The sequence below is a fragment of the Streptomyces sp. NBC_00386 genome (assembly GCF_036063235.1).
Taxonomy (GTDB): domain Bacteria; phylum Actinomycetota; class Actinomycetes; order Streptomycetales; family Streptomycetaceae; genus Streptomyces.
The window spans coordinates 745,178-769,355 of sequence record NZ_CP107950.1 but is presented as its reverse complement, the minus strand read 5'-3'; the positions used below and the strand labels follow the sequence as shown (position 1 = coordinate 769,355).

The window sequence follows — 24,178 nt, the reverse complement described above, 5'->3', positions numbered from 1 at the left end:
CAGCGCCGCCGAACGGGCGGTACCGGGCGCGGGGCGCGCCAGGACAGCGGAGCGGGTGGCCGGGCGGCCCACGGCTCGGTCAGGTCGCGGCCGGGCGGCTGTACGGACAGCGGACCCGGTTGCCGTACCTGCCGTACCCGCTGTGCCTGGTCAGGCGTGTGCGCTCAGCTCGCCCGCCAGTACCCGAGCGCGCTGACCCGCTGCTTGGGCACCGACAACTCCTTGCGGACATGTGCCGACAGCGCGCGTGTGGTCGCCGTGTCGCACGCGATCCACACATACGGCCGGGGGCTGTCCTTCAGCAGCTCGGGAAGGGCCGCCTTCACCTCGTCGACCAGCCCGCGCCCGGCGTCCCGGCGCGCCACCTGCCGTACGTCGTGGTGCGTGGCGGCCCGGTAGGGCAGGCCCTCCAGGCTGCCCTCGAACCAGATCGTCGCGGGGACCGGGCCCAGCGCTGTGAGCAGGGAGTTGAGGGCGGGCAGGGAAGCGGGGTCGGCCACGGCGATGACGTGTGAGGGCGCGGGTTCGGGGTGCTCGAAGCCGGTGCCCTGGACCGTCGCCTCGACGGTGTCCCCGGGCTGCGCCGCCCTGGCCCAGTCGCTCGCGCACCCCTCGTGCAGGGCGAACTCCAGGCTGAAGGTGCCGGCCGCCGGATCCGGGTCGACCAGGGTGTACGCCCGCTGGTGGAGCCGGCCCGCGTTGTCGAACCACAGCCGCACCCACATCGTCGGGTGGGCGCCGGTCACCGCCAGCATGCCTCCGTCGGTGAAGTGCAGCCGGCGGTACTCCGCGGTGACGTCCTCCGAGCCCGTCACGGTGAACACGTAGTCCTTCGCACGCAGCAGTTTGAGAACCGCGCCTTCCCAACCCCGCCCCTGTGCCTGCCCCATTGCTTCCTCACCTTTCGGTACGACTTCACCCTGGCATTTAGTTAGGCGAGCCTAACCTAATATGACCGGGGTGGCGCACAGGAGGGTCACAGGAAACCGCCGGGTCGCAACTGGTACCGGCTGAACGAGGGAGACCGATGTCCGACACATACGCCACGCGCGAGGCCCTGTACGAGCAGTTCGTCGACGGCTACGGCGCCGTCCGTGTCCTGCCCCTGGACGCGCGGCTCGACGGCCCGGTGATCCACGGCTGGGTGAACGCGGACAGGGCGGACTTCTGGGGCATGAGAGACCTGGCCGAGGATCAGGTCATCGCGATATACGCCCACATGGAAACGCTCGACACCCACCGCGCCCACCTGCTCGTGAAGGACGGCGAGCCGGTAGCGCTGCTGCAGACGTACGAGCCGGCGGCCGATCGGGTCGGCGCGTGCTACCCGGTCGAACCCGGTGACATCGGCGTCCACCTGCTGATGGCGCCAGCCGGACCCGGCGGCGGGCGTCCCGGCTGGACCACGGCGCTGCTGAGCGCGGCGGCGTCGTACGTCCTGCTGGGCCTGGACCGCGACCGCGTCGTGGTCGACCCCGACGTACGCAACGAGAGGGCCATCGCCCGCTTCCGCCGGCAGGGCTTCATCCCGGGCCCGGTGGTCGTTCTGCCGGAGGTCGACCTTCCCGACGTCCACCTCCCCGAGAAGCGTGCCCAACTCGCCTTCCTCGCCCGGGAGACGGTGTTCCCGGACGGGGTGGTGGAACAGACAGGTCCGGCGGACGCCACGGCGAGTGCCTCCTTGTCGGGCCCTCCGCCCGGCGGTGGCTTCGGCGGGCTCCACCTGGAGACCGTCCACCTCGTTTCCTTGCAGGGTGCCCCGGTCTTCGGGCCGGGGGTGAATGCGAGCCCCTGCGGAGCAGGGCAGGGGCAGAGGAATCGCCGTCAGGGCGATTCGTCGTCGCTTTGACGGTGTCGAGGGCGATCTCGAGCGGGTGCAGGATCTCGGCGTTGAGGGGCGGCCGGTCGGCGGCCGGTTGAGCGGTGGGCCGGGTGTGGGGTTCTTTAGGGATACGAAGCGTGAATGTGAGAATTCCGCTGTTATGGCGTTATTGCGCCGTTACAGTGACGGCGTGGCGAAGTTCCGTATGTACCCCACGTGCGCGCAGGAGCGGCAGATGTTGCTGCACTGTGCGCATGCCCGGTACGTGTGGAACCTGGCGGTCGAGCAGCATGCGCATTGGCGCAGGTGGCGTAGGTCGGCGCCCGGTTTTGCCGAGCAGTGTCGTCAGCTCACCGAGGTCCGGCGTGCCAACGAGTGGCTCGGCATGGGGAACGCGGACGTGCAGCAGCAGGCGCTGAAGGACTTCGCTACGGCGAAGAACGCCCGCTTCACGTCCGGGTTCGGTGAGCCGACCTGGCGCAAGAAGTTCGTGTATGAGGGCTTTCGTGTCATCGGCACCGACCGGGTCCCGGAGTTGACCGAGGACGGCTCGTCGAAGCTGAACGCGAAGACCGGCAGGCAGGTTATGGCCCGCTCGGTCGTCGTACAGAAACTGAACCGCCGGTGGGCTCGGGTCAAGGTGCCCGGCTGCGGCTGGGTCCGCTTCCGGCTCAGCCGCAACGGCAAGGGCTCTGAACTGCCGAAGGCGAAGACGTTCCGCATTACCTACCGCAGCGGCCGGTGGCACATCGCCTTCGCAGCCATTCCCGCACCGGTCGAAGCGCCCGGCACCGGAGGGGTCATCGGTATCGACCGGGGCGTGAACATCACGGCGGCCCTCTCGGATGGGCGGAAGTTGAACTGTCCGCAGCTCACGGTGAAGGAACGCGCGCAGGTCCGTAAACACCAGCGGCGTGCCGCTCGCGCCCCGAAGGCAAGCGAGCACAAGAGTGCCGAGTACGCCAAGGCGGCCAGGCTCAAAGCGCGTGAGGCCGACCGGCGCAAGGACTGGTGCGAGAAGACCTCGACGATGCTGGCCCGCACCTACGGTCTGGTGCGGTTCGAGAAGCTGAACATCAAGAACATGACCCGCTCGGCCAGGGGAAGTACCGAGCGGCCCGGCAAGCAGGTCAGGCAGAAGGCCGGGCTGAACCGGGCGATCCTTGCTCAGGGCTGGGGCCTGCTGCGCCGGCGCACCGGGCACAAGGCCCCGGGCCGGGTCGAGGACGTCCCCGCCCCCTACACCAGTCTGCGCTGCAGTGCCTGCGGTTGGATCGACAAGAACTCGCGCAAGAGCCAAGCCGAGTTCGTCTGCTCCTTTTGCGGTTTTACCTGCAACGCGGACATCAACGCAGCAGTCAACGTCGCGGCAGGACAGGGCGGGATTCCCCGCTCCCGGCGAGCAGCCGGTGCCGGAGGGACGACACCGCCCGAACAGCGGTCGAGCGTCCGTGAACCTCAACCCAGCCGGGTTGGAATCCCCACTCTTTTAAGAGGGGGAGGATGTCAATGACGACGAGTTCGGGCCTCCGGTGGCTGTCCCCCGCCCGGCGGGGCGAGGGACAGCCGTGTCGCGCGTGTCGCGGAGTGCGTCCGCGGGCCACTTCCGTCAGGCGAGCGTGACCTCGACCGGCAGCTTCTTGATGCCGTTGACGAAGTTGGACAGGACGCGGGGCGCGTCGCCGGCCAGCTTGATGTCGGCGATCCTCGGGATCAGCTCCTCGAACATGATGCGGATCTCGGTGCGGGCGAGCAGGTTGCCCAGGCACAGGTGCGGGCTGCCCTTGCCGAAGGTGATGTGATCGTTGTTCGTGCGCGTGACGTCGAAGTCGTACGGGTTGCCGAAGACCTCCTCGTCACGGTTGCCGGAGGCGAACCACATCACCACCTTGTCGCCCTCCTTGACCCGTTTGCCGCCGAGCTCGACGTCGCGGGTGGCGGTGCGGCGGAAGTGGTAGACGGGGGAGGCCCAGCGCAGGAACTCCTCGACCGCGCCCGGGATGAGGGACGGGTCGTCCTTGAGGCGGGCCAGCTGCTCGGGGTGCTGGAGGAGCGCCAGCATCGAGTGCGAGATGGTGTGGCGGGTGGTCTCGTTGCCGGCGACGACCAGAAGCAGGAAGTAGTTGTCGAAGTCCTGCGCGGACAGCGGGATCCCGTCGCGCGGAACGGTGTTGACCAGCTTGGAGACCAGGTCCGTACCGTTGCCGCCGCGGCGTTGCCGGGCCAGTTCGCGCCCGTACTCGAAGACTTCGAGGGAGGCGGGCGAACGGAACGGCAGGTCGCGGTACTTGTCGCTCTCCGCGCTGTGCAGCAGCACGTCCGCGTAGTCGGGGTCGGTGTTGCCGATGATGCGGTTGCCCCAGTCGATGAGCTGCTGGTTGTCCTCCGGCGGCACGTCGAGGAGGCGGGCGAGGACGTTGATGGGGAAGTCGGCGGAGACGTCGGCGACGAAGTCGAAGGTGCCCTTGGCCAGGGCGGCGTCCAGGGTCTGCGCCGTCAGGCCGCGCAGGAAGTCGCTGTAGCTGTTGATGACGCTCGCGCCGAACTGGCGCTGGATGACGCTGCGCATCGCGCGGTGGCGGACACCGTCCAGCTCCAGGATGGACGCCCGCTTCTTGATCTGGTCGTCGTCGACCTCTTCGAGGTTGACGAACCTCGAGGAGGTGAAGGTCTCCGCGTCGCGGTCCACGGTGGCGATGTCCGCGTGCCGGGTGACCGCCCAGAAGCCGGAGTTGGGTGCCTCCTCGGGCTGCCAGTGCACCGGGTCCTCGTGGCGCAGGGTGTGGAACATGCGCCATGGCTTGATGCCGTCGGCGAAGTTGTCGAGGTTCGCGAGGTCGACTTCCTCGAGCGGCAGGGGCTCGGCGAGGGCGGCGCGAAGTTCGGCCTGGGTGGTGGGCGTGGCGGGAACGGTCGGGCTGGTCATGGTGGTTCTCCTGGGCCGGGCTTCGAGGGTTTACAGGTGGTAGGCGTACTCGGTGAACTCCCAGTCGGTGACGTGCCGCCCGAAGCGCTCGACCTCGTCCCGCTTGTAGGTGAGGAAGGACGAGGTGAAGTCCTTGCCGAGGATGTCGGTCAGGGCGGTGTCCGCCTCCAGCGCGTCCAGCGCGGCGGCCAGGCTCGTGGGCAGCAGGGCGGAGCGCGCGGTGTCGTAGCCGTAGCCCTCCAGGGGCGCCTCCGGCTCCTCGCCCGCCAGGACGCCGAGGAGCGCGGCGGCGATGGTCCCGGCGATCAGCAGGTAGGGGTTGGCGCTGGCGTCGCCGAGCCGCAGTTCCAGGCGGGCGCCCGAGCCGCGCTCGGGCGGGATGCGCACCATGGCGCTGCGGTTGTCGAGCCCCCAGTCGATCAGCCAGGGCGCGAGGGTGTCGGGTCCGAAGCGCTTGTACGAGTTCACGGTCGGGTTGGCGAGCGCCGCGAGCGCGGGGGCGTGGGCGAGGATGCCCGCGATGGCGTGGCGGGCCGTGGCCGAGAGCCCGTACGCGCCCGACGGGTCGTCGAAGGCGTTGCGGCCCTCGGCGTCGTCGCAGGACAGGTGGAGGTGGAAGCCGGAGCCGCCGGCGTCGCCGAAGGGCTTTGCCATGAAGGTGGCGAGGTTGCCCTCCTGGCGGGCGAGCTCCTTGACGGCGGCCTTGAAGCGGAAGGCGCGGTCGGCCGCGTCCAGGGCTGCCGAGTGGGTCAGGTTGATCTCGTACTGGCCGCCGTCGAACTCGTGGTTGCCGGTGACGACGCCGAGGCCCAGGTCGCGCAGCCGGCGCAGGGTGCGCAGCAGATGGTTGCCCGGGTCGGCGCGCAGTCCGGCGGTGTAGACGGCTCCGGTGGCCTCGGGGGAGCGGCGCCAGCCGGTGGGGGTGCCGGGGGCGGGCTCCAGCAGGAAGTACTCCAGCTCGGGGCCGACGACAGGGCGCAGACCCTGTTCGGCGCACCGGGCCAGGACGGTCCGCAGCAGGTCGCGCGGTGATTCCGGGGCGGGGGCCCCGGTCGCCGGGTCGGTGACCTCGCCGAGGCAGGTCGCGACCCCGGGCTCCCACGGCAGTACGGCCGCCGTGGACAGGTCGGGGCGTACGGACACGTCGGGCAGGCCGGCGTCCAGGCCGCCCGCGACGGGGACGACGTCGCCCTGGGGCGTGGTGTGGTAGACGGCGCGGCAGAAGGCCAGTCCGTGCTCGCAGGCCGAGGGCAGGTGGTCGAGCAGGACGTCACGGGCGCGGTCGGTGCCGATCAGGTCGGGATAGACGACCCTGACCACGTCGACGCCCTCGGCGGCGAGCCGCTCCATGTGCCGGCGGATGTCTGGGGTGTCGGATGCGCTCACCGTTGTCTCCTTGGCGGAAGGGTGGGGTGTCCGGGCGGCCTGAGGCCGGGGACGCGTGGTGTGCAGAGAACGGGAGCCGGGGTGCGGGGGAGGCGGGGGTGCCGCTCGGAACAGTCCGGCTCCGCGGCGCCCGGGGCGGCGGCACCTCGTGGCGTCGCGGCCCCGTCCGAGTACGTCCCGTAGGCGGATGAGGATGCGCCTTGGAGATGCGTTCCCACAGGCCGGAAGGCGTGGGAGGCACCCCGGGCACCAGACCCCGCGGCCTGATCCGAACTGCTCCGAACGACACCCTCAGGGCGAACCCCGAGTCGGTCGTTTGAGTCCGAACGGTATGAGGCGGGTCGCGGTCCCGCAAGAGGGTGGCGGTAAGAATTTATCCACCTGGACAGGTATTGACCAGGGTCGAACGGCTTCCTATGTTGTTTGAAGCCAAACGAGTCAGGGACGCGGCTTCGTGTCCCTTTGGCCGAGGGGCCCGGTCCGACATCGGTCGGGCCCCTCACTTCCCCTTCCCTCCCTGCTCCGACGCCCGTATCCACAGGAGGACCGGCCATGAAGGTCGTCGTCGACATGATCAAGTGCCAGGACCACGGCCAGTGCGTCTTCGCGGCCCCCGACGTCTTCTCGATGGACGACGACGGCCACCTCGCCTACGTCTCCGACGTGGACGAGGCGCTGCGCGACGAGGTCGAGGAAGCCGCCGACGTGTGCCCGCTCCAGGCCATCCGGATCGAGGGCTGATCCCGATGACCGCACGCGTAGTCGTCGCGGGCGCCTCCATGGGCGGCCTGCGCGCCGCCGAACAACTGCGCGCGGCGGGCTGGACCGGCGAGGTCACCGTCGTCGGCGACGAGCCGCACATGCCCTACAACAGGCCTCCGCTGTCCAAGGAAGTCCTCGCGGGCAAGGCCTCGTTCGAGTCCCTCGCCTTCACCCCGAAGGCGGCCGCCGCCGATGTCGAATGGCGGCTCGGAACGCGGATCGCGACGGCCCGCCTCGACGAACGCGTGGTCGAACTCGCCGACGGCGAGCGGCTTTCGTACGACGGACTGGTCGTCGCCACCGGAATGCGCCCCCGCCGGCTGCGCTGCCCCGGCCCGCTCGTGGGGCGCCACACGGTCCGCACCCTCGCCGATGCCCAGATCCTGCGCGACGCGCTGATCAAGCCCGGAGCACGGGTGGTGGTCGTCGGTGCCGGTTTCATCGGCTGCGAGGTCGCCGCCACCGCCGTAGGACTCGGCGCGGCACAGGTCACGGTCGTCGACCCGCTGCCGCTGCCCATGGCCGGTCCGCTCGGCGACCTGCTGGGCGGTGCGTTGCTCAAGCGGCACGAGGAGCGCGGAGTGCGCTTCGCGCTCGGCACCGGTGTCGCCGGGTTCCAGGGCGACCAGCGGGTCACCGGAGTCGTCCTCGGCGACGGAACGGTCCTCGCGGCCGACGTGGTCGTGGAGTCGGTCGGCTCGGTCGCCAACACCGAGTGGCTGGACGGCAACGGACTCGACCTGTCCGACGGAGTCCTCACGGACGAGTACCTGCGGGTCGGCGGACGCCCCGAGGTCGTCGCGGTCGGCGACGTCGCACGCTTCCCCAACGCCCGCTACGACGGCGTACCCCGCCGTGTCGAGCACTGGTCCATCCCGACGGACACCGCCAAGCACGCCGCGAAGGTCCTCGCCGCCCATCTCGACGGCGCGGAAGCCGAGTTGGGCCCCTTCGCGCCGCTGCCCACGTTCTGGAGCGACCAGCACGAGTTCCGGCTCCAGTCCTTCGGATCGCCGCTGCTCGGCAAGGACGACGTGCGGATCCTCGAAGGCGACCCGGACGGCGACGTCGTGGTCGGCTACCACACCGGCGACCTGCTGGTCGGCGTCGTGGCGCTCGGCGGCCAGTCCGCCGCGATGCGCGCGGCCCGCTACCGCGCCCAGCTGCTGAAGCAGCCTGCCCTCACCGCGTAACGAAGCGTTAGGAATCCCCGCTATGTCCCCTGTCCGTGGCTTCTTCCACCCCAAGACGGCCGGCGGCACCTCGTCGCTCGTCCCGTCCCCGCCGTGGCGCTACTCCGGCGATCTGCTCACCGTGGAGTACCGCACCGATCCCGCACGGGTGCGTGAACTGCTGCCCGAACCACTGGAGTTGGCCGACGAGGACCCGGGCGCGGTCGCGATGATCTGGGCCGACTGGCAGTCCTGCTCCGGCTCCGGCGAGGAACTGCTCGACCCGGTCCTCGCCCAGTACAAGGAGGCGTTCGCGGTCGTCCGCTGCAAGTATCGGGGACAGACCTACACCCGCTGCGTGTACATCTGGGTCGACAAGGACTTCGCCATCGCCCGCGGACTGCACCAGGGCTACCCGAAGAAGCTCGGCTCGATCCACCAGACCCGCCCGCACCCCTACGGCCCGGCCCCGCGCATCGAGGCCGGCGCCCGCTTCGGCGCCACCCTCGCCGCCGCCGACCGGCGCCTCGCCCAGGCCGTGGTCACCCTGCGGGAGCCGTCCGAGACCAACGGCTTCGTCAACAGCCACCCCATGGCCCACCACCGCTGGCTGCCCTCCGTCGAGAAGGGCAAGGGCCTCGCGCTCGACGAACTGATCGAGTCCGGCGCCGCCTCCTTCGAGGGCGGACAGCCCTGGGTCGGCGACGCCGAACTGGAGCTGTTCGAGGCGCCCACCGAGGAGCTGGCCCGACTGGAGATCCGCGAGCCGATCGCCGCCTACTACCGGCAGGTCGGAGTCGTCTGGGACGGCGGACGACTTCTGGAGTCCGGCACCTCCGGCGCCGAGTGACCCCGACCACCGTACCCACCACAGGACTTGGAGTCCGGACATGACCGAGCACACCCTCACGGTGGCCGGGGTCGCCGTCGACACCCGGCACTGGATCGGCGGCGAACGCGTCGCCTCCGCCGAGACGTTCACCGACGTCTCGCCGATCGACGGAAGCGTCCTCGGCGAGATCTCCCGGGGCACCGCGACGGAGGCCGATCTGGCCGTGGCCGCCGCGAAGGCCGCCTTCCCGGCCTGGGCCGCAACCTCCCGCGCCGAACGCGCCCGCATCCTGCACGCCGTCGCCGACGGCGTGGAGAAGCGGATCGAGGACCTGGCGATCGTCGAGACCACCGACAACGGCGCCCTGCTGCGCTCGCACCGCCGGGGCGTGATGCCGCGCGTCGCCCACAACTTCCGCTTCTTCGCCGACTGGCTCCTGAAGCTGGACCACGAGGACTTCGAGACCCGCGGCCACACCAATCACGTCAGCTGGGACCCGGCCGGCCCCTCGGTGCTGATCACCCCCTGGAACGCCCCGCTGATGCTGTCGACCTGGAAGGTCGCCCCGGCCCTCGCCGCCGGCAACACGGTCGTCCTCAAGCCCGCCGAATGGACCCCGCTGACCGTGTCCCTGCTCGCGGACATCGCAGCCGAGGCCGGACTGCCCGCCGGCGTCCTCAACATCGTCCAGGGGTACGGCTCCGAGATCGGCGACGCCCTCACCTCGCACCCCGACGTGCGCCGCATCAGCTTCACCGGTTCCGTGCCGACGGCCCAGCGGATCACGCAGTCGGCGGCCGCGAACCTCACCCCGCTCAGCCTCGAACTCGGCGGCAAGTCACCGCTGTTGGTCTTCGCGGACGCCGACCTCGACCTCGCGGTCGACCTCGCCGTCGAGCAGTACGACAACGCGGGCCAGGTCTGTCTCGCCGCCACCCGCATCCTGGTCGAGGAGACCGTCGCCGAGGAGTTCACCCGCCGGTTCGCGGAGAAGGCCGCGGCCATCGTGCAGGGCGACCCGCGCGACGAGGCCACCGACATCGGCCCGAACATACACGAGCGCCAGCTGGAGAAGATCGACGGCTTCGTGCGGCGCGCGGTCGAAGCGGGCGCACGTGCGGTCATCGGCGGGCACCGCGGAGAAGGCCGGTACTACGCGCCGACCCTCCTCACCGACGTCGCCCAGGATTCCGAGATCGTCCAGGAGGAGGTCTTCGGACCCGTCCTGACCCTCCAGACCTTCACCACCGAGGACGAGGCGGTCCAGCTCGCCAACGACACCCGCTTCGGGCTCGCCGCCACCCTCGCCACCGGCGACCGGGACCGCGCCGCACGCGTCACCCAGCGGCTCGTCGCCGGGACGGTCTGGGTCAACTGCTTCTTCGTACGCGACCTCCAGGCACCCTTCGGCGGCTCCCGGCACTCCGGCGTCGGCCGTGAGGGCGGCACCTGGAGCTTCGACTTCTACTGCGACCTGAAGAACACCGTGACCGCGCCGAAGGGATGGAAGGACCATGGGTGAGATCGTCGGGGCGGGGCTGCTCGCCCACGTCCCCACCATCGTGCTCCCCGAGGAGATCCGGCTGGAGCTGAACGAGGGCAAGGAGATCACCCTCGTCACCGGCCTGGAGCAGCTTCGCCGGGAGGTCTTCGAACGCGACGACTACGACACCGTCGTGGTCCTCGACTCGCACTGGGCGACCACCGTCGAGTTCGTCGCCACCGCCCAGCCGCGCCGGGCCGGCCTGTTCACCTCCGAGGAACTGCCGCGCGGCATGTGCCGGATGCCGTACGACTATCCCGGAGACCCCGAACTCGCCCACAACATCGCGAAGTTCGCGGACAAGCACGGCACCTGGATCACCGCGATCGACGACGAGTACCTGCCGGTCTACTACGCCACCATCAACCTCTGGAAGTTCCTGGGCCAGGGGCTGCCCGACAAGCGGTGGGTGACCATCGGGGTGTGCCAGACCGGCGACATGGAGGACCATCTGCGGCTGGGCCGGGCCCTCGCCGACGGCATCGCCGCCACCCCCGGCCGCCGGGTGCTGCTCATCGCCTCGGGTGCCCTCTCGCACACCTTCTGGCCGCTGCGCGAACTGCGGGACCACGAGTCCGGCGACCCGGCGCACATCTTCACCCCCGAGGCGCGCGCGGCCGACGAGGAGCGCATCACCTGGTTCAAGGAGGGCCGCCACGACAAGGTCCTCGACACCATGGACGAGTTCTGGAAGTACAAGCCCGAGGCCAAGTTCTTCCACTACCTGATGATGGCCGGCGCCCTCGGCGAACAGGCCTGCGTCGCCACGGCCCGCCAGTACGGCGAGTACGAGAACTCGATCGGCACCGGCCAGGTCCACCTCTGGTTCGACCGCCCGGCCGACGGCTGGACCGGCGCGGGAACACCCGCGGCCGTCGCACCCCACAACCCGCACCGACGTTCCTAGGAAGCCGCCATGCCCGAATACCGCCGCATCCTCCTCGACGGCGCCGCCGTCCAGGTCACCGTCGACGGGGACGAACTCGTCGCCGGTGACGGCCGCCGCGTCAAGACCGAGGAGGCACAGCACCTGCCCCCGGTCGTGCCCTCCAAGGTGATCGCCGTCCACCTCAACCACCGCAGCCGCGTCGACGAGTTCGGGATCGACCTCCCGCCCACCCCGACGTACTTCCACAAGCCCACCTCGGCCCTCAACTCCCACAAGGGCGCCATCGTCCGCCCCGAGGGCTGCAAGTGGCTCAACTACGAGGGCGAGGTGGCCATCGTCATCGGGAGGACGGCACGCAACATCTCCCCGGCCGAGGCGGGGGAGTACATCGCCGGCTACACCGTCGCCAACGACTACGGCCTGCACGACTTCCGGGACACCGACGCCGGCTCCATGCTCCGCGTCAAGGGCTCCGACACCCTGTGCCCGCTCGGCCCCGGCCTGGTCACCGACTGGGACTTCCGCGGCAAGAGCCTGCGCACGTACGTCAACGGCGAGGTGGTGCAGGACGGTTCGACCGACGAGATGCAGTGGGACATGCACTACCTCGTCGCCGACATCGCCCGCACCATCACCCTGCACCCCGGCGACGTCCTGCTGTCCGGCACCCCGGCCAACTCCCGCCCCGTACAGCCCGGTGACGTCGTCGAGGTCGAGGTCGAGGGCCTGGGACGGCTCACCAACCACATCGTGACCGGCCCGACCCCGATCCGCACCGACGTGGGCGCCCAGCCCACCGAGTCCGAAGAGGTGCTGTCCACCGCGCTCGGCGGGGACTGGGAGTTCCGCGGCATCCGTCCGCCCCGGCGCTGATGCCCGCCGCACCAGGGCGCCGCGCCGTCCAGGACGGCGTGAGCCGCCCGGCGGGCCACTCCGGCACGCGGCGCGCGGAGCCCGGCACGGGCACCACCAAGGGGCCCGCGCCGGTCCGCCCCGGGCCCCTTGAGCAGGCGGGTAGGGTCGGGACCATGACCGAAACCGCCGAGACGCCTGAGGGCCGCAAGCCGCGTCGGCGCATGAACTACGGGGAGGGCCGCGAAGCCCTGCTCAACGCCGCCGTGCGCGTCGTGGCCAGGGGCGGGCTGCGCCGGCTCACCTACCGGGCCGTGGCGGAGGAGGCGGGCACCACGCACGGGCTGGTCGTGCACCACTTCGGTTCGCGCGACGCACTCATCGAGGAGGCGGTCGCGCACGCGATCCGCACCTCCCTGAACACCAGCGCGCTGGAGCCCGGCACCGGCAAGGTCGATGACTTCTCGGTGGGAGTGTCCGAGATGGTCACGGCCGATCCGGACATCCAGTCGTTCCAGTACGAGCTGCTCCTGGAAGCCAGGCGCCGCCCCGAACTGCTCCCGCATCTGCGCGCGTTGTACGACGAGTACTTCGACGCCACCGGACGCGAGCTGTCCCGCATGCTGCCCGACGGTGCCGGGCAGCCGCTCACCCGGCTCGTCTTCGCCGCCCTCGACGGCCTGGTCCTGCACCAGCTCGTCTTCGGCGGCCCCGAGATCACCGACGCCGCCATCGAGGAGCTGCGCTCGCTGCTCCGGCTGCTGGAGGCCCGGCGGCACACCGACGCCGAGGGCCGCGACTGACGTTGCGAACCGCGTGTTCCAAGGCCCCGGACGCCTGTCGTCCGGGGCCTGTCGCGTTCGGGGCAGGAAACCGGGTGCAGCCCCTTGTCAAACGGATAGTTCCAGCTCAGTATGAGGCAACTCGTTTGGCCTGAAACGAATCCCTCTTTCCTCACTGGCAGGTGATCCGAGTGGACAGTCAGACAGCGGTCGTGAACCAGACCGCGCCCGACGCCCCCACAGCAGGCAAGCTCAAGCCCAACTCGCTCGGCGTTCTGGGCATCCTCTTCTTCGTCCTCTCCGCCCAGGCACCGCTGACCGGTGTCGCGGGCGCCGTTCCCATCGCCGTCGGCATCGGAAACGGTGCGGGGGCACCGGCCGCCTATGTGGTGGCGGGTCTGATCACCCTGCTCTTCTCCGTCGGCTTCGTGGCGATGGGCCGGCACGTCGTGGACGCCGGCGCCTTCTACACGTACATCGGCAAGGGGCTCGGCCGGACCGTCGGGACCGGCAGCGCGGGGATCGCGCTGTTCGCCTACTGCGCGATCCAGGCCGCCATGTACGGCCTGTACGGGGCGACCGTCAACAGCCTGCTCGCCCACTACACCGGCTTGGACGTGCCCTGGTGGGCGTGCGCCCTGGTCACGATGGTGATCGTCCAGGTGCTCGGCAGCGCGGGCATCGAGATGGGCGCGAAGGTGCTGGCGGTCTTCGTCCTGGCCGAGTTCAGCATCCTCAGCGTCTTCGCACTGGTCACCTTCTTCAAGGGCGGCGGGCCCGAAGGCCTGGCCTTCACCGAGTCCTTCTCGCCGAGCGCGGCGTTCGACGGCGCCCCGGGCGTGGCCCTGATGTTCGCCGTGGCGTCGATGATCGGCTTCGAGGCCACCGCGATCTACGGCGAGGAGGCGCGCGAACCCCGCAAGACCGTCCCGCGGGCCACCTACGCGGCCGTCGCCTTCGTCACCGGCTTCTTCGGGTTCGCCTCCTGGATGCTGGTCTCCTCCTACGGACCCTCGAAGGTGTCCGGGGCGGCCGGCAAGGCCCTGGAGAGCGGCGACTCGACGAGCTTCGTCTTCGCACCCATCGCCGACCTGCTCGGCACCTGGGTCAACGACGTCCTGCCCGTCCTGCTGGCGACTTCCCTCTTCGCCGGCATCCTCGCCTTCCACAACTCCGCCAACCGCTACCTGTTCTCGCTCAGCCGCGACGGCCTGCTGCCCCGCAAGCTGTCGTCGATCAACCACCGGCACTCGCCCAGCGTGGCCGGCTGGGTCCAGACGGCCATCGCGGTCCTGCTGGTCGTCCCGTTCGCGCTGGCCGGCAAGGACCCCGTGGTGACCCTGTTCTCCTGGGGCAGCGGCGTGGCCGTCCTCGGCATCATGGCGCTGTACCTGCTGACGTCGGTCTCCGTGGTGATCTTCTTCCGCCGTGAACGCCTGGACACCCGGCCCTGGAACACCCTGATCGCTCCCTCCCTGGGAGCCCTCGGCGTGGCCGGGGCGATCTGGCTGATCGTCCAGAACTTCACCACGCTCATCGGGGGCGAGGGCGGCACCGCCCTCGTGCTCGAACTGACCGTCCCGGCCGTCCTCGTCCTCGGCCTCGTGGCGGCACGGCTCACCCGTGACAGGGCCGGTGCCACCGGCAGCTGACGCACGCCGGGCCGGTCAGCCGGCCCGGCCCGCCGCCCGGCCGAGGAAACCGTCGACCAACCGGCGGGCGTTCGTCCGGGCCATGGGTTCCATGGCCCGGCTCCGCGCCAGCAGTTCGCCGGGGTCCACACCATGGCGTACGCACTGCTCCGCTCCGCCGGCCTCGATCCAGCCGCGCACCATCGCCGTGGTGATCTCCGGATGGAACTGCACACCCAGGCCGGTCTCCGTCCTGAAGGCCTGGACGCACACCTCGTTGCGGGCCACCTCCTTGGCCCCCGGCGGCAGGACGCAGCGGTCGAAGTGCCACTGGAACCAGGGGCCCGCCCCCACCAGGGACGGATCGTCCGTGGCGACCTCGACCCAGCCGATCTCCGGGCGCGGCGACGCCTCCACATGACCGCCGAGCGCGGTGGTCAGCGCCTGGGCGCCGAAACAGACCCCGAGCACCGGGACGCCGAGGCGGTCGGCCTCGCGCAGGAGGGACAGTTCGCCCTCGATCCAGGAGCCGACGGCCGTCCGGTCGTACACCGACCACGGGGCCCCGAGCGACACGATCAGGTCCCAGCCGCCCGCGGCGGGGAAGTCGAACTCGACGTCCGGCGCGTGATGGCGGTGCTCGGGCACGACCGTCATGACCGTGAGGTCGTAACCGCGCTCCTCCAGCCGGGCTCCGACCAACCCCGGCTCCGTCACATGGTCGTGCTGGACGACGAGCGCTCGCACGGTGGCGCTCCCTTCCCCGCGGTGTCCGCGGACCTGCCGGATCGATGCAAGGAGCCCTTGCCCAGGCTCCGCGCCCACCTTATCGTTTGGGTTCAAATAACTTTCTGGAGGCCCCGCATGACGGACGTCACCCACGCGGAGTGGCTGCTCCGAGCCAAGTCCCTGGACCTTTCCGGCGCCCACCACATCGACGGCGCCGACGAGGACGGCGGGGGAGCCGCCTTCGACGCCGTCTCGCCCCGTGACGGCCAGGTGCTCACCCGCGTCGCCGACGCGGGCACCGCCGAGGTCGACGCCGCCGTCGCCGCCGCCCGCCGTGCCTTCGACACCGGCCCCTGGCCGCGCCTCGCGCCCGCCGAACGCGGCACCATGCTGCTGCGCATCGCCGACCTCCTCCAGGAACGCCGGGCCGACCTCGCGCTCACCGTCAGCCTGGAGATGGGAAAGCCCATCACCGACGCGTACGACATCGAACTGCGCGCCCTGATCAACACCTTCCGCTGGTACGGACAGCTCGCCGACAAGCTCACCGACGAGTCCCCGCACACCGCCGCGGACGCGCTCGCCCTGGTCACCCGGGAACCGGCCGGAGTCGTCGGCGCCGTCGTGCCGTGGAACTTCCCCCTGACCCTCGCCGGCTGGAAGGTCGCCCCCGCGCTCGCCGCCGGCTGCACGGTCGTCCTGAAGCCCTCGGAGAACTCGCCCCTGTCCGCGCTCCTCCTGGGCCGCATCGCCACCGAGGCCGGACTGCCGCCGGGCGTCCTCAACGTCGTGGGAGGCACCGGCCCGGTGGCCGGCCGGGCGATCGGCCTCCACCCCGACGTCGACGTCCTCGCCTTCACCGGCTCCACCGCCGTCGGCCGCCACTTCCTGCACTACGCCGCCGACTCCAACCTCAAGCGCGTATGGCTCGAACTGGGCGGCAAGTCACCGAACATCATCCTTCCCGACGCTCCCGACCTGGAGAAGGCGGCCGCCACCGCGGCCTGGGGCATCTTCTTCAACCAGGGCGAGATGTGCACGGCCCCCTCCCGGCTGCTCGTACACTCCTCGATCGCGGAACAGGTCACCGAGTCCGTCGTGCGACGCGCACGTGAACTGCGGATCGGCGACCCCCTCGACCCGTCCACCGAGATGGGCGCCCTGGTCGGCGAAGCGCACCTGGGCCGCGTACAGGACCACATCTCCACCGGCCTGGCCGAGGGCGCCCGGCTGCGCACCGGCGGGTCCCGCACCCTCACCGACACCGGCGGCAGCTTCCTGGAACCGACCGTCTTCGACCGGGTGGACCCCGGCATGAGGCTCTCCCGGGAGGAGATCTTCGGCCCGGTCCTGTCGGTCCTCGCGTTCGACGACCTGGACGAGGCCGTACGGCTGGCCAACGACACCGAGTACGGGCTCGCCGCGGGCCTGTGGACCTCCGACCTGTCGACCGCGCACCGGGTCTCCCGCGCCTTGAAGGCCGGCACGGTCTGGGTCAACTGCTACGAGGAGGGCGACCTGACCGTCCCCTTCGGAGGCATGAAGCAGTCGGGCAACGGCCGCGACAAGTCCGCCCACGCCCTGGAGAAGTACACCGAACTCAAGACCACCTGGATCCAGCTTTGACTCCTCCCCTTCCCTGAGGAGGGGGATTCCTGGCTCACTTCGCCCGGCACCTAGCAGGTGGCAGGGCTTACAAGATCAGCACCAGCCGGGTTGAGACCAGCCCGGACGAGCATCACGCGAGCGGAGTTCTTGTCCCTGGGGGACGCGGCCCCGCACGCGGTGCACGTATACGTTCGTTCAGAAAGGGGCAGTGCGTGCTTGGCTCTCGCTCCGCACTGTGCGCAATCCATGGTGGTGTGCGCGGGGTCGACCAGGTGCACGATGCGCCCGTGCTTGCGGGCCATCTCGAGCAGCGCGTTCTTGGTGGCACCGATGGCGGCGTCGGCAGTCTTGCGGGCCATGTTGGACTTAGCGAGGAACTTCGGGCGGAAGTCCTCGACGGCCAGGGCGTCGTGGTCGCGGACCACGGCCTTGGCCCATTTGCGGCCCGTGTCCTGGCGCTGTCGGGCAATCTTCTTGGAGACCTTCGCCGCCGCGTTGCGGGCCTTGCGGTAGCCGCCGGAGTCGGGCCTGTTCTTCGGCGTCCGGCGGCGGGCCATCTGCCGCTGGTAGCGGGCCAGTTTCGCTGCGGAGGTCCTGCCGTGCTGCGGGTGCGGGAGGTCGTGGGCGTCGCTGGTCGTGGTGGCGGTCTCCTTCACGCCCCAGTCGATGCCGATCGCGCGTCCCGTGGCGGGCAGCGGGTCGATGCCGGCCTGCACGACGAACGAGGCGTACCAGTGGCCGAGGCTGTCCTGGTACACACGCACCGACGTCGGGTCGGTTGGCAGGTCGCGGGACCACACCACGCTCAGGGCGATGTTGCCAGCCAGGTACAGGCGGCCGTCCCTGACCCGGAAGCCGCGCCGCGTGTAGTTCAGCGACACCAACACCTCGCGCTTGCGCTTGATCCGGGGCATCCCGGCCCGCTGCCGCATCGGCAGCCGGGCCTTGATGTCCCCCAGCGCCTTCGCACGGGACGTGGCGAAGTCCCGGATCATCTGCTGCTGAGGCACCGAGCTGCCCTCGCGCAGCCACGCCATCGCACCACGAGCCTCGGTGAGCATCTTGTCGAGCTGTGCCGGACCGCACGTCACCTTCTCGGCGGCGTTCCTGTTCAGACCGTGGACCTTGCGGGACATGGCCACGCACTCGTTCCACACCCACCGGCACCGCGCCCACTCGGCATCCAGGCGGGCAAGCGCGGTGGACGACACGCGAAGGCGATAGGTGTACCGGGCGTGCACGGTATCTCCCGCACCATCTGGCGTCGTCATGTCGTCATGCTGCCAGCGCGGCACCGTGCCGGGAGGGATGAATCGTAAAAAAGCCTGCATCACGTTCACCCTGCCTGTCGAAGCCGCTGCCTGACTCACGTTTCAGGCGAGGGCCAGTCGGCGGTCACTCAACTCAGAGATGGTCCATCGCGGCAAGGGCGAGTACCGCACCGCCGCGACGGACACTGAATCGCCCTGTCGGCGATTCAACTTCCCTTGCCCGGCTCCGCAGGAGCCCGAATCTCCCCCACAAGCGGGAGGTATCCCCAACCCGGCCTGAAGGCTGGGGCAACCTCGGAGGACTTCGTTGATACGCCCCTTGATCGCCGTTCCGGCCCGTTTCTCCGCGACGACCTCAGCCCTGCGGTACGCCGCCGAGGTCAACGCCCGCGCCCTGATCGAGGCGGTGTGGCGGGCCGGCGGCGAACCGGCGACCATCCACCCGGCCGATCCCGCCGTCACGGACGTGACCGCGCGTCTCGCCCGCTTCGACGGTGTCCTGCTCCCCGGTGGCGGCGACCTCGCTCCCCACCGCTACGGAGCCGCCGACACCCACGACAGCGTCTACGACGTCGACGACCTCCAGGACGCCTTCGACCTCGAAGTCGCCCGCCGGACGCTGGACTTGGGCCTTCCGTTGCTGGCCGTGTGTCGCGGCCTCCAGGCTGTCAACGTGGCCCTCGGTGGCACCCTGGAACAGGACATGGGCGGTCCCGAGCGCGAACACCGGCACGTCGTCCACCCGGTGGCCGTCGAGCGCGGAACCCTGCTGGAACGGGCCACCGGCGCGCAGAAGGTGGAGGCGTCCTGCTACCACCACCAGCGGGTCGAACGCCTCGGCGCAGGCTTGACGGTCACCGCACGCGCCGCGGACGGGACCGTGGAGGGCCTTGAACTCCCGTACGCCGAAGGGTGGTTCACCGCGGTGCAGTGGCATCCGGAGGACACCGCGCACGAGGACCCCGTCCAGCAGGCGCTGTTCGACGCGCTGGTCGGCGCGGCCGGTGAGGGACGCTGATCCTGTTGGGCTGCGAGGCTGCGAGGCTGCGAGCCTGCGGGGCCGTGAGGTTGTGAGGTTGTGGGGGCGAGGGGCTCCCGGACCTCGGCCCCCGTGCCCTGGACCACCGGTCCCCGTTCCCGGCCCCTGGACCATCGGCCCCGGCCCGCGGCCCTCAGCCCTTCGCCCGCCGGCCGCTGCGGCGGCGGGCCGGTTCGGCACCGTCGAGGAGGGTGAGACGGCGTTCCTCGCCCTCCTCCTCGACCTGGCGCACGACCTGCCGCAGCCCTTCGGCGACGGTGTGGCACTCCTCGTCGCTGAGCCGCGAGGCGACGAATGCCTCCTCCTGGTTGAACCGCGGGAACAGGCGCTCCATGAGCGCTTCGCCCTCGTCGGTCAGACTGAGCAGCTTCAGTCGGCCGTCGGAGGGATGACCGGCGCGTGTCATCAGCCCCCGCCCCTCCAGGGTCCGCGAGACACCGGTGAGCGTGCCCTTGGAGATCCCGGCCTCCTCGGCGACGTGCCGGGTCTCGGACTCGCCCCAGACCCAGACCACCCAGAGCACGACGAAGGACGTCCAGGTCAGATCCGCGTCGCGCAGCACCGAGTTCTCCAGGTGCTGGCGGACAGCGGAGGCGGCGCGGTAGATGTTCGCGACGACCGCCATCTGCTCGCGGTGTATCGGGATGCCGCCCAGCTTCGCAGCCGCCAGCTTTTCCGCTTCGGTGATGGACCGATGGCCGGGCACGGGCACGCTCCCTTGGTCGTTCGGACCCAAATTGTACGGGACGACGCGCGGTCTCCCTGGTCCTCCACCGGATTCGGGGAGACGGAAAACCCGTGGAGACGAACCGGGCGGGTCGTGCAAGCTTGCACGTGTCGAAGGGGTGTAGCTCAGAGGCCAGAGCGCCGGCTTCCAAATCCGGACGTCGCAGGTTCGACTCCTGCCTCCCCTGCTGTGGATTTTCGGGAATTTCTTCGTCGGCGATGTAGAGAACCCTTGGGCGGCTCCGTTCATAGGGGGAGAGCGCCAGACTGGGCGGGCCGAAGATCGAGGAGTTCATGTGCCGAAGTTCCTGTTGTTGGTCAACCACGACGGTGGAGAGTTCGAGCAGTCCATGGACGAGTGGGCCCCGGACGATGTCACGGCACACTTCGACTACTACGAGGCGTTGACCAAGGAACTGGTCGCGAGCGGTGAGATGGTGCAGTTCACCGGGCTCGCCGACCCGCGTCGCGCCAGGATCGTGCGCGCGGACGGAGCTTCGGCGCCGGTGGTGACCGACGGGCCGTTCCCGGAGTCCAAGGAGGTTCTGGCCGGGTTCAATGTCATCGACGTGGAGTCCGAGGCCCGGGCGCTGGAGATAGCCGCCAGGATTTCGGCGGTGCCCGGACCCGGCGGGGTTCCGACGCGGCAGCCGGTCGAGGTGCGCCAGGTCATGAACGACATCGCGTTCGACCTGTGACGGACGGCCCGATCGTCGAGGACCTGCTGCGCGAGCTGGCGCCGCAGGTCCTCGGCACGCTCGCGCAACGCCTGGGGGACTTCGACGCGTGTGAGGACGCCGTCCAGGAAGCCCTGATCGCCGCGGCCCGGCACTGGCCCGCCCACGGGGTGCCGGAGAACCCGCGCGGCTGGCTGCTGCGGACCGCCACGCGCCGCTACACCGACCAGATGCGTGGCGAGACGGCACGACGGCGACGCGAGGAACGTGTCGCGAGGGAGCCGGCCCCCGACGCGGGCCTGGCCGACGACGACACTCTCGCGGTGCTGTTCATGATCTGTCATCCCACGCTCACGCCCGCCTCGGCGATCGCCCTGACCCTGCGGGCCGTCGGCGGACTGACGACCGCCCAGATCGCAGCCGCCTACCTGGTCCCCGAGGCGACGATGGCGCAGCGCATCAGCCGGGCCAAGCAGCGCCTGAAGGCGTCCTCGGTGCCGTTCGGGGTGCCCGTACCGGGTGCGCCGGACTGGCCCGCGCGGCTCGGCTCTGTACTGCACGTGTTGTACCTGCTGTTCAACGAGGGCTACACCGCCTCGGGCGGCTCGGTCCTGCACCGTGCCGACCTGTCCGGTGAGGCCGTCCGGCTGGCCCGGCAGGTGCACCGGATCCTGCCGGACGAGGGTGAGGTGGCCGGGCTGCTGGCCCTGATGCTGCTGACCGAGGCCCGCCGCCCGGCGCGCACCGGCCCGCACGGCGAGCTGGTCCCCTTGGCCGAGCAGGACCGCACGCTGTGGAACCGCCGCCTGATCCAGGAGGGTTCCACGCTGGTCATCGGCACGTTCGCGAAGGGAGGGCGGCCCGGCGCGTACCGGTTGCAGGCCGCCATCGCGGCCGTGCACGACGCCGCCGTTCGCGCTCAGGACACCGACTGGCCGCAGATCCACGGCCTGTACGAGTTGCTCGAACACGTGACGGGCAGCCCGTTGGTCACCCTCAACCGCGCGGTGGCCCTCGCGATGGTCGACGGTCCGGCCGCCGCCCTGGCGCTGCTCGACCGGCTGGACGCCGACGACCGGGGCCCCCTCGCCGGCCATCACCGGACGCACGCGGTGCGGGCCCACCTGCTGGAGATGGCGGGAGAGTCGACACCGGCCCTGCGCCACTACCGCCTGGCGGCAGCCCTCACCACCAGCATCCCCGAGCAGCGCTACCTCACGACCAAGGCAGCCCGGTTGCACCAGAGTTCGCCCCTGCCGACCGGCTGACGTACGGTCATCCACGTCCTCCGTGGGCGAACTCGTCATCTTCACCAGCACAACTTCCGACCCGGAAGTCAGAGACCGAGTAGGGAATGCGACATGCCCACGTGGGCCTGCACACTGCGCGAGATCGGCATCACCGAGCCGGACCTACGGATCGCATACGGTCAACAGCGCGCGTTCGTCAGGCGATTCAGAACCGCGGAGTATCTGACCGTCCGCCTCCTGCTTCCGGCACGCCTGCACCCACCGGTCATCGCCGCGGTCGCCTTCATGCACGAGACGGACGAGCGCATCGATACGGGCACACGTGAAGCGCGCGGCACGGCGCTGGAGTTGTGGACGTCCGCCACACGTGCGGTACTTGACGGTGGGACCACTACCGATGCGACGCTCAGGGCGCTCGGGGACGCGGCCACGCGACGCCCTGAGCTGCGGCAGTCCGTCGAAGCCTTCCTGCGCGGGGCACGGCACGAGGTCGAGTACACGGGTTTCGACACCGAGGACGAACTGCAGTCCTACGTCGACGGTTACGCGCTGCCCGCCTTCATGCTCCTGGTCTGTCTTTTGGAGCGTGGGGACGCCACGGACGGCGAGGTGTTCGTGCGGCGCTGCCGTGACCTCATCGAGGCGATGCAGCGCATCGACTTCCTCGACGACCTCGCGGAGGACGCGGCACAGGGGCAGGTCGGCATCCCGGGCGAGGATCTGGAACGGCACGGTCTGTCCGTCGCGGCTCTGCGGGGCCCCACGGACGCCGTCCGCGCGCGACTGGGCCAACTGGTCCAAGAACAGATCGAATTGGCTCGCCCACGTCTGTCCGCAAGCGGACAACTGGTGAGCTTGGTGCCACCGGGGACACGCCCCTTCGTCACCGCCCTGCTGCAGGTGCAGGAACTCCGGTTGGTCGCGCTCAGCCGGAAGGGCGGCGAACTCGCCGACGGCGGCGCGCGCCCTTCCGTACCGGCGCTGCTGGGCGTGCTGGCACGTCAGTACCGGGCCGTTCGGCGAACGCGCCAGACATCGCTCCGTCCCAGCCCTGCCCCCCAATGATCACGAGCGTCATCGCACGCGATAAACCCGGCGACGTCGGCGATCAGCCCCGGGATACTGGTCGCCCATGGATGAGGTCGAAGTCGTCGTCGCCCATTCCGAGCGCGCGACTCTGCGCGTCGGCGACGTGTTCCTGAAGGTGGACGCCGATCAGGCGCGCATCGACGTCGAGGTCGAGGCGATGGCCTTGGCGCCGGTCCCGACCCCGGAGGTCCTGTGGCGCAAGCCGCCCGTGCTCGCGATCGCCGCGCTCCCGGGGGCGACGCTCGGGCGCCTCGGCGGGCCGTCGACCGGGTCGCCGGCGGCGTGGGCCGCGGCGGGTGCCGCCATCCGGAAGCTGCACGACGCGCCGCTGCCGCCCCTGCCGGGCCGGGCCGGCCGGAGCGTCGTCGCGCTGGCGGCGGAACTCGACGACGAGTGCGAGTCGCTCGTGACGAACGGCGTCCTGCCCGCCGACCTGATCACCCGCAACCGCCAGGTCGCCGAGGCCGCGCTCCGGCCGTGGACTCCGGCGTTCACGCACGGCGACCTGCAGATCGCGCACGTCTTCGTCGACGGAGACGAGGTCACCGGCATCATCGACTGGTCAGAGGCGGGCCAGGGTGATGCCCTGTACGACCTCGCCACCTTCACGCTCGGACACGAGGAGCACCTCGACGACGTCGTCGCCGGCTATGGCACCGACGTCGACCTCGACGTGATCCACGCGTGGTGGTCGTTGCGCAGCCTGCTGGTGGTTCGCTGGCTGACCGAGCACGGCTTCGACCCGTTCGCGCCGGGCTGTGAGGTCGACGTGCTGAGATCCCGGATGTGAGGCTGCGCGGCCCGACTGCTGTGAGTGCGTTCTGACGCATCGAGCGCCTCCCTTGCTCCCGACCGGTCGCACGGCTTCCGACGCCTGCGGATCCGGTGGGAACGGCGAGCCGACAACCAGGAAGCCTTCCTGGGAGGGGAGGGGAGGGTGGCACGCCGAGCGGTCCGCCCATGTCCCGGCCGCGTGGCGTCCCCTCGAAGAGGTCAACTCTTGAATGCGCGGCCCGATGCGAGCCGGGCGCGTCGTCGGGGTTCGAACGCGTCGGGGTGCCGGACGCGGTTCAAGCGGTGAGAGATGGCGTTCTGCTGGGCCCCGGTACGCGAACTCCCTTCATTTCGGCTTCAGTTGTTGACGTCCGGAACATGCGGGGATACAACCCGGAGAGAGCGCTCTCCGTCTGCT

At 70.4% G+C, this 24,178-nt stretch carries 21 protein-coding genes, 1 tRNA gene and 1 pseudogene; 17 read left to right on the top strand and 6 right to left on the bottom strand.

What is annotated here, in order from left to right:
- Positions 1–164 precede the first annotated feature (164 nt).
- Positions 165–890 (bottom strand): siderophore-interacting protein, encoded by a 726-nt coding sequence (locus OG780_RS03125; RefSeq protein ID WP_328444410.1) that lies wholly within the window; start codon positions 888–890, stop codon positions 165–167.
- A gap of 137 nt (positions 891–1,027) precedes the next feature.
- Between OG780_RS03125 and OG780_RS03120 the strand changes: the two are divergent.
- A pseudogene (locus OG780_RS03120) lies at positions 1,028–1,627 on the top strand (GNAT family N-acetyltransferase); the annotation flags it as partial.
- A gap of 247 nt (positions 1,628–1,874) precedes the next feature.
- Positions 1,875–3,335 carry an RNA-guided endonuclease InsQ/TnpB family protein gene (locus OG780_RS03115; RefSeq protein WP_328444408.1) on the top strand — a complete coding sequence of 487 codons (1,461 nt, stop codon included), beginning with the start codon at positions 1,875–1,877 and terminating at the stop codon, positions 3,333–3,335.
- 96 nt (positions 3,336–3,431) lie between these two features.
- On the opposite strand, the gene OG780_RS03110 is transcribed toward OG780_RS03115, so the two are convergent.
- Positions 3,432–4,748 carry a cytochrome P450 gene (locus OG780_RS03110; protein WP_328444406.1) on the bottom strand — a complete coding sequence of 439 codons (1,317 nt, stop codon included), beginning with the start codon at positions 4,746–4,748 and terminating at the stop codon, positions 3,432–3,434.
- Positions 4,749–4,778: 30 nt separating this feature from the next.
- Complete coding sequence (locus OG780_RS03105) at positions 4,779–6,134, bottom strand: glutamine synthetase family protein (protein ID WP_328444404.1); 1,356 nt, start codon at positions 6,132–6,134, stop codon at positions 4,779–4,781.
- Positions 6,135–6,686: 552 nt separating this feature from the next.
- Between OG780_RS03105 and OG780_RS03100 the strand changes: the two genes are divergently transcribed.
- From OG780_RS03100 to OG780_RS03065, 8 genes are all read left to right on the top strand, one after another.
- A complete protein-coding gene (locus OG780_RS03100; RefSeq protein ID WP_326783586.1) occupies positions 6,687–6,875 on the top strand; it encodes a ferredoxin in 189 nt (62 codons plus the stop codon).
- Positions 6,876–6,880: 5 nt separating this feature from the next.
- Positions 6,881–8,089 carry an NAD(P)/FAD-dependent oxidoreductase gene (locus OG780_RS03095; protein ID WP_328444395.1) on the top strand — a complete coding sequence of 403 codons (1,209 nt, stop codon included), beginning with the start codon at positions 6,881–6,883 and terminating at the stop codon, positions 8,087–8,089.
- A gap of 22 nt (positions 8,090–8,111) precedes the next feature.
- Positions 8,112–8,918, top strand: a complete 807-nt coding sequence (locus tag OG780_RS03090) for an acetoacetate decarboxylase family protein (RefSeq protein ID WP_328444393.1) — start codon at positions 8,112–8,114, stop codon at positions 8,916–8,918.
- A gap of 40 nt (positions 8,919–8,958) precedes the next feature.
- A complete protein-coding gene (locus tag OG780_RS03085; RefSeq protein WP_328444391.1) occupies positions 8,959–10,422 on the top strand; it encodes an aldehyde dehydrogenase in 1,464 nt (487 codons plus the stop codon).
- Positions 10,415–11,350, top strand: a complete 936-nt coding sequence (locus OG780_RS03080; protein ID WP_328444389.1) for a 3,4-dihydroxyphenylacetate 2,3-dioxygenase — start codon at positions 10,415–10,417, stop codon at positions 11,348–11,350. The genes OG780_RS03085 and OG780_RS03080 overlap by 8 nt, the downstream gene beginning before the upstream one ends.
- Positions 11,351–11,359: 9 nt before the next feature.
- The gene (locus tag OG780_RS03075; RefSeq protein WP_328444387.1) at positions 11,360–12,205 is read left to right on the top strand and encodes a fumarylacetoacetate hydrolase family protein; all 846 of its coding nucleotides are present in this window, start codon (positions 11,360–11,362) and stop codon (positions 12,203–12,205) included.
- A 155-nt stretch (positions 12,206–12,360) separates the two neighbouring features.
- Positions 12,361–12,987 carry a TetR/AcrR family transcriptional regulator gene (locus OG780_RS03070; RefSeq protein ID WP_328444385.1) on the top strand — a complete coding sequence of 209 codons (627 nt, stop codon included), beginning with the start codon at positions 12,361–12,363 and terminating at the stop codon, positions 12,985–12,987.
- 170 nt (positions 12,988–13,157) lie between these two features.
- On the top strand, positions 13,158–14,618 hold the full coding sequence (locus OG780_RS03065; protein ID WP_328444383.1) for an APC family permease: 1,461 nt from the start codon (positions 13,158–13,160) through the stop codon (positions 14,616–14,618).
- A 15-nt stretch (positions 14,619–14,633) separates the two neighbouring features.
- On the opposite strand, the gene OG780_RS03060 is transcribed toward OG780_RS03065, so the two are convergent.
- The gene (locus tag OG780_RS03060; RefSeq protein ID WP_328444381.1) at positions 14,634–15,344 is read right to left on the bottom strand and encodes a type 1 glutamine amidotransferase; all 711 of its coding nucleotides are present in this window, start codon (positions 15,342–15,344) and stop codon (positions 14,634–14,636) included.
- A gap of 117 nt (positions 15,345–15,461) precedes the next feature.
- On the opposite strand from OG780_RS03060, the gene OG780_RS03055 reads away from it, so the two are divergent.
- On the top strand, positions 15,462–16,952 hold the full coding sequence (locus OG780_RS03055; protein ID WP_328444379.1) for an aldehyde dehydrogenase: 1,491 nt from the start codon (positions 15,462–15,464) through the stop codon (positions 16,950–16,952).
- Between the two features lie 50 nt (positions 16,953–17,002).
- Here the strand turns inward: OG780_RS03055 and OG780_RS03050 are convergent, their stop codons facing one another.
- Positions 17,003–18,205: an RNA-guided endonuclease InsQ/TnpB family protein gene (locus tag OG780_RS03050; protein ID WP_328444377.1), complete on the bottom strand. Its 1,203-nt coding sequence runs from the start codon at positions 18,203–18,205 to the stop codon at positions 17,003–17,005.
- 307 nt (positions 18,206–18,512) lie between these two features.
- Here OG780_RS03050 and OG780_RS03045 point away from each other — a divergent pair, with 307 nt between their 5' ends.
- Entirely contained in the window at positions 18,513–19,223 is a 711-nt protein-coding gene (locus OG780_RS03045; RefSeq protein ID WP_328444375.1) for a gamma-glutamyl-gamma-aminobutyrate hydrolase family protein, read from the top strand.
- Between the two features lie 154 nt (positions 19,224–19,377).
- Here the strand turns inward: OG780_RS03045 and OG780_RS03040 are convergent, their stop codons facing one another.
- Positions 19,378–19,950, bottom strand: coding sequence for a MarR family winged helix-turn-helix transcriptional regulator (locus OG780_RS03040; protein WP_328444373.1), 573 nt, complete (start codon positions 19,948–19,950; stop codon positions 19,378–19,380).
- A 135-nt stretch (positions 19,951–20,085) separates the two neighbouring features.
- On the opposite strand from OG780_RS03040, the gene OG780_RS03035 reads away from it, so the two are divergent.
- The 5 genes from OG780_RS03035 to OG780_RS03015 all read left to right on the top strand — a co-directional run bounded on the left by OG780_RS03035 (position 20,086) and on the right by OG780_RS03015 (position 23,776).
- Positions 20,086–20,158: transfer RNA gene (locus tag OG780_RS03035), tRNA-Trp, on the top strand.
- 108 nt (positions 20,159–20,266) lie between these two features.
- On the top strand, positions 20,267–20,668 hold the full coding sequence (locus OG780_RS03030) for a YciI family protein (protein ID WP_328444371.1): 402 nt from the start codon (positions 20,267–20,269) through the stop codon (positions 20,666–20,668).
- A complete protein-coding gene (locus tag OG780_RS03025) occupies positions 20,665–21,915 on the top strand; it encodes an RNA polymerase sigma factor (RefSeq protein ID WP_328444368.1) in 1,251 nt (416 codons plus the stop codon). Before OG780_RS03030 ends, OG780_RS03025 begins: the two co-directional genes overlap by 4 nt.
- A gap of 93 nt (positions 21,916–22,008) precedes the next feature.
- Entirely contained in the window at positions 22,009–22,962 is a 954-nt protein-coding gene (locus OG780_RS03020; RefSeq protein ID WP_328444366.1) for a phytoene/squalene synthase family protein, read from the top strand.
- Positions 22,963–23,029: 67 nt separating this feature from the next.
- Positions 23,030–23,776 carry a phosphotransferase family protein gene (locus OG780_RS03015; protein WP_328444364.1) on the top strand — a complete coding sequence of 249 codons (747 nt, stop codon included), beginning with the start codon at positions 23,030–23,032 and terminating at the stop codon, positions 23,774–23,776.
- Positions 23,777–24,178 lie beyond the last annotated feature (402 nt).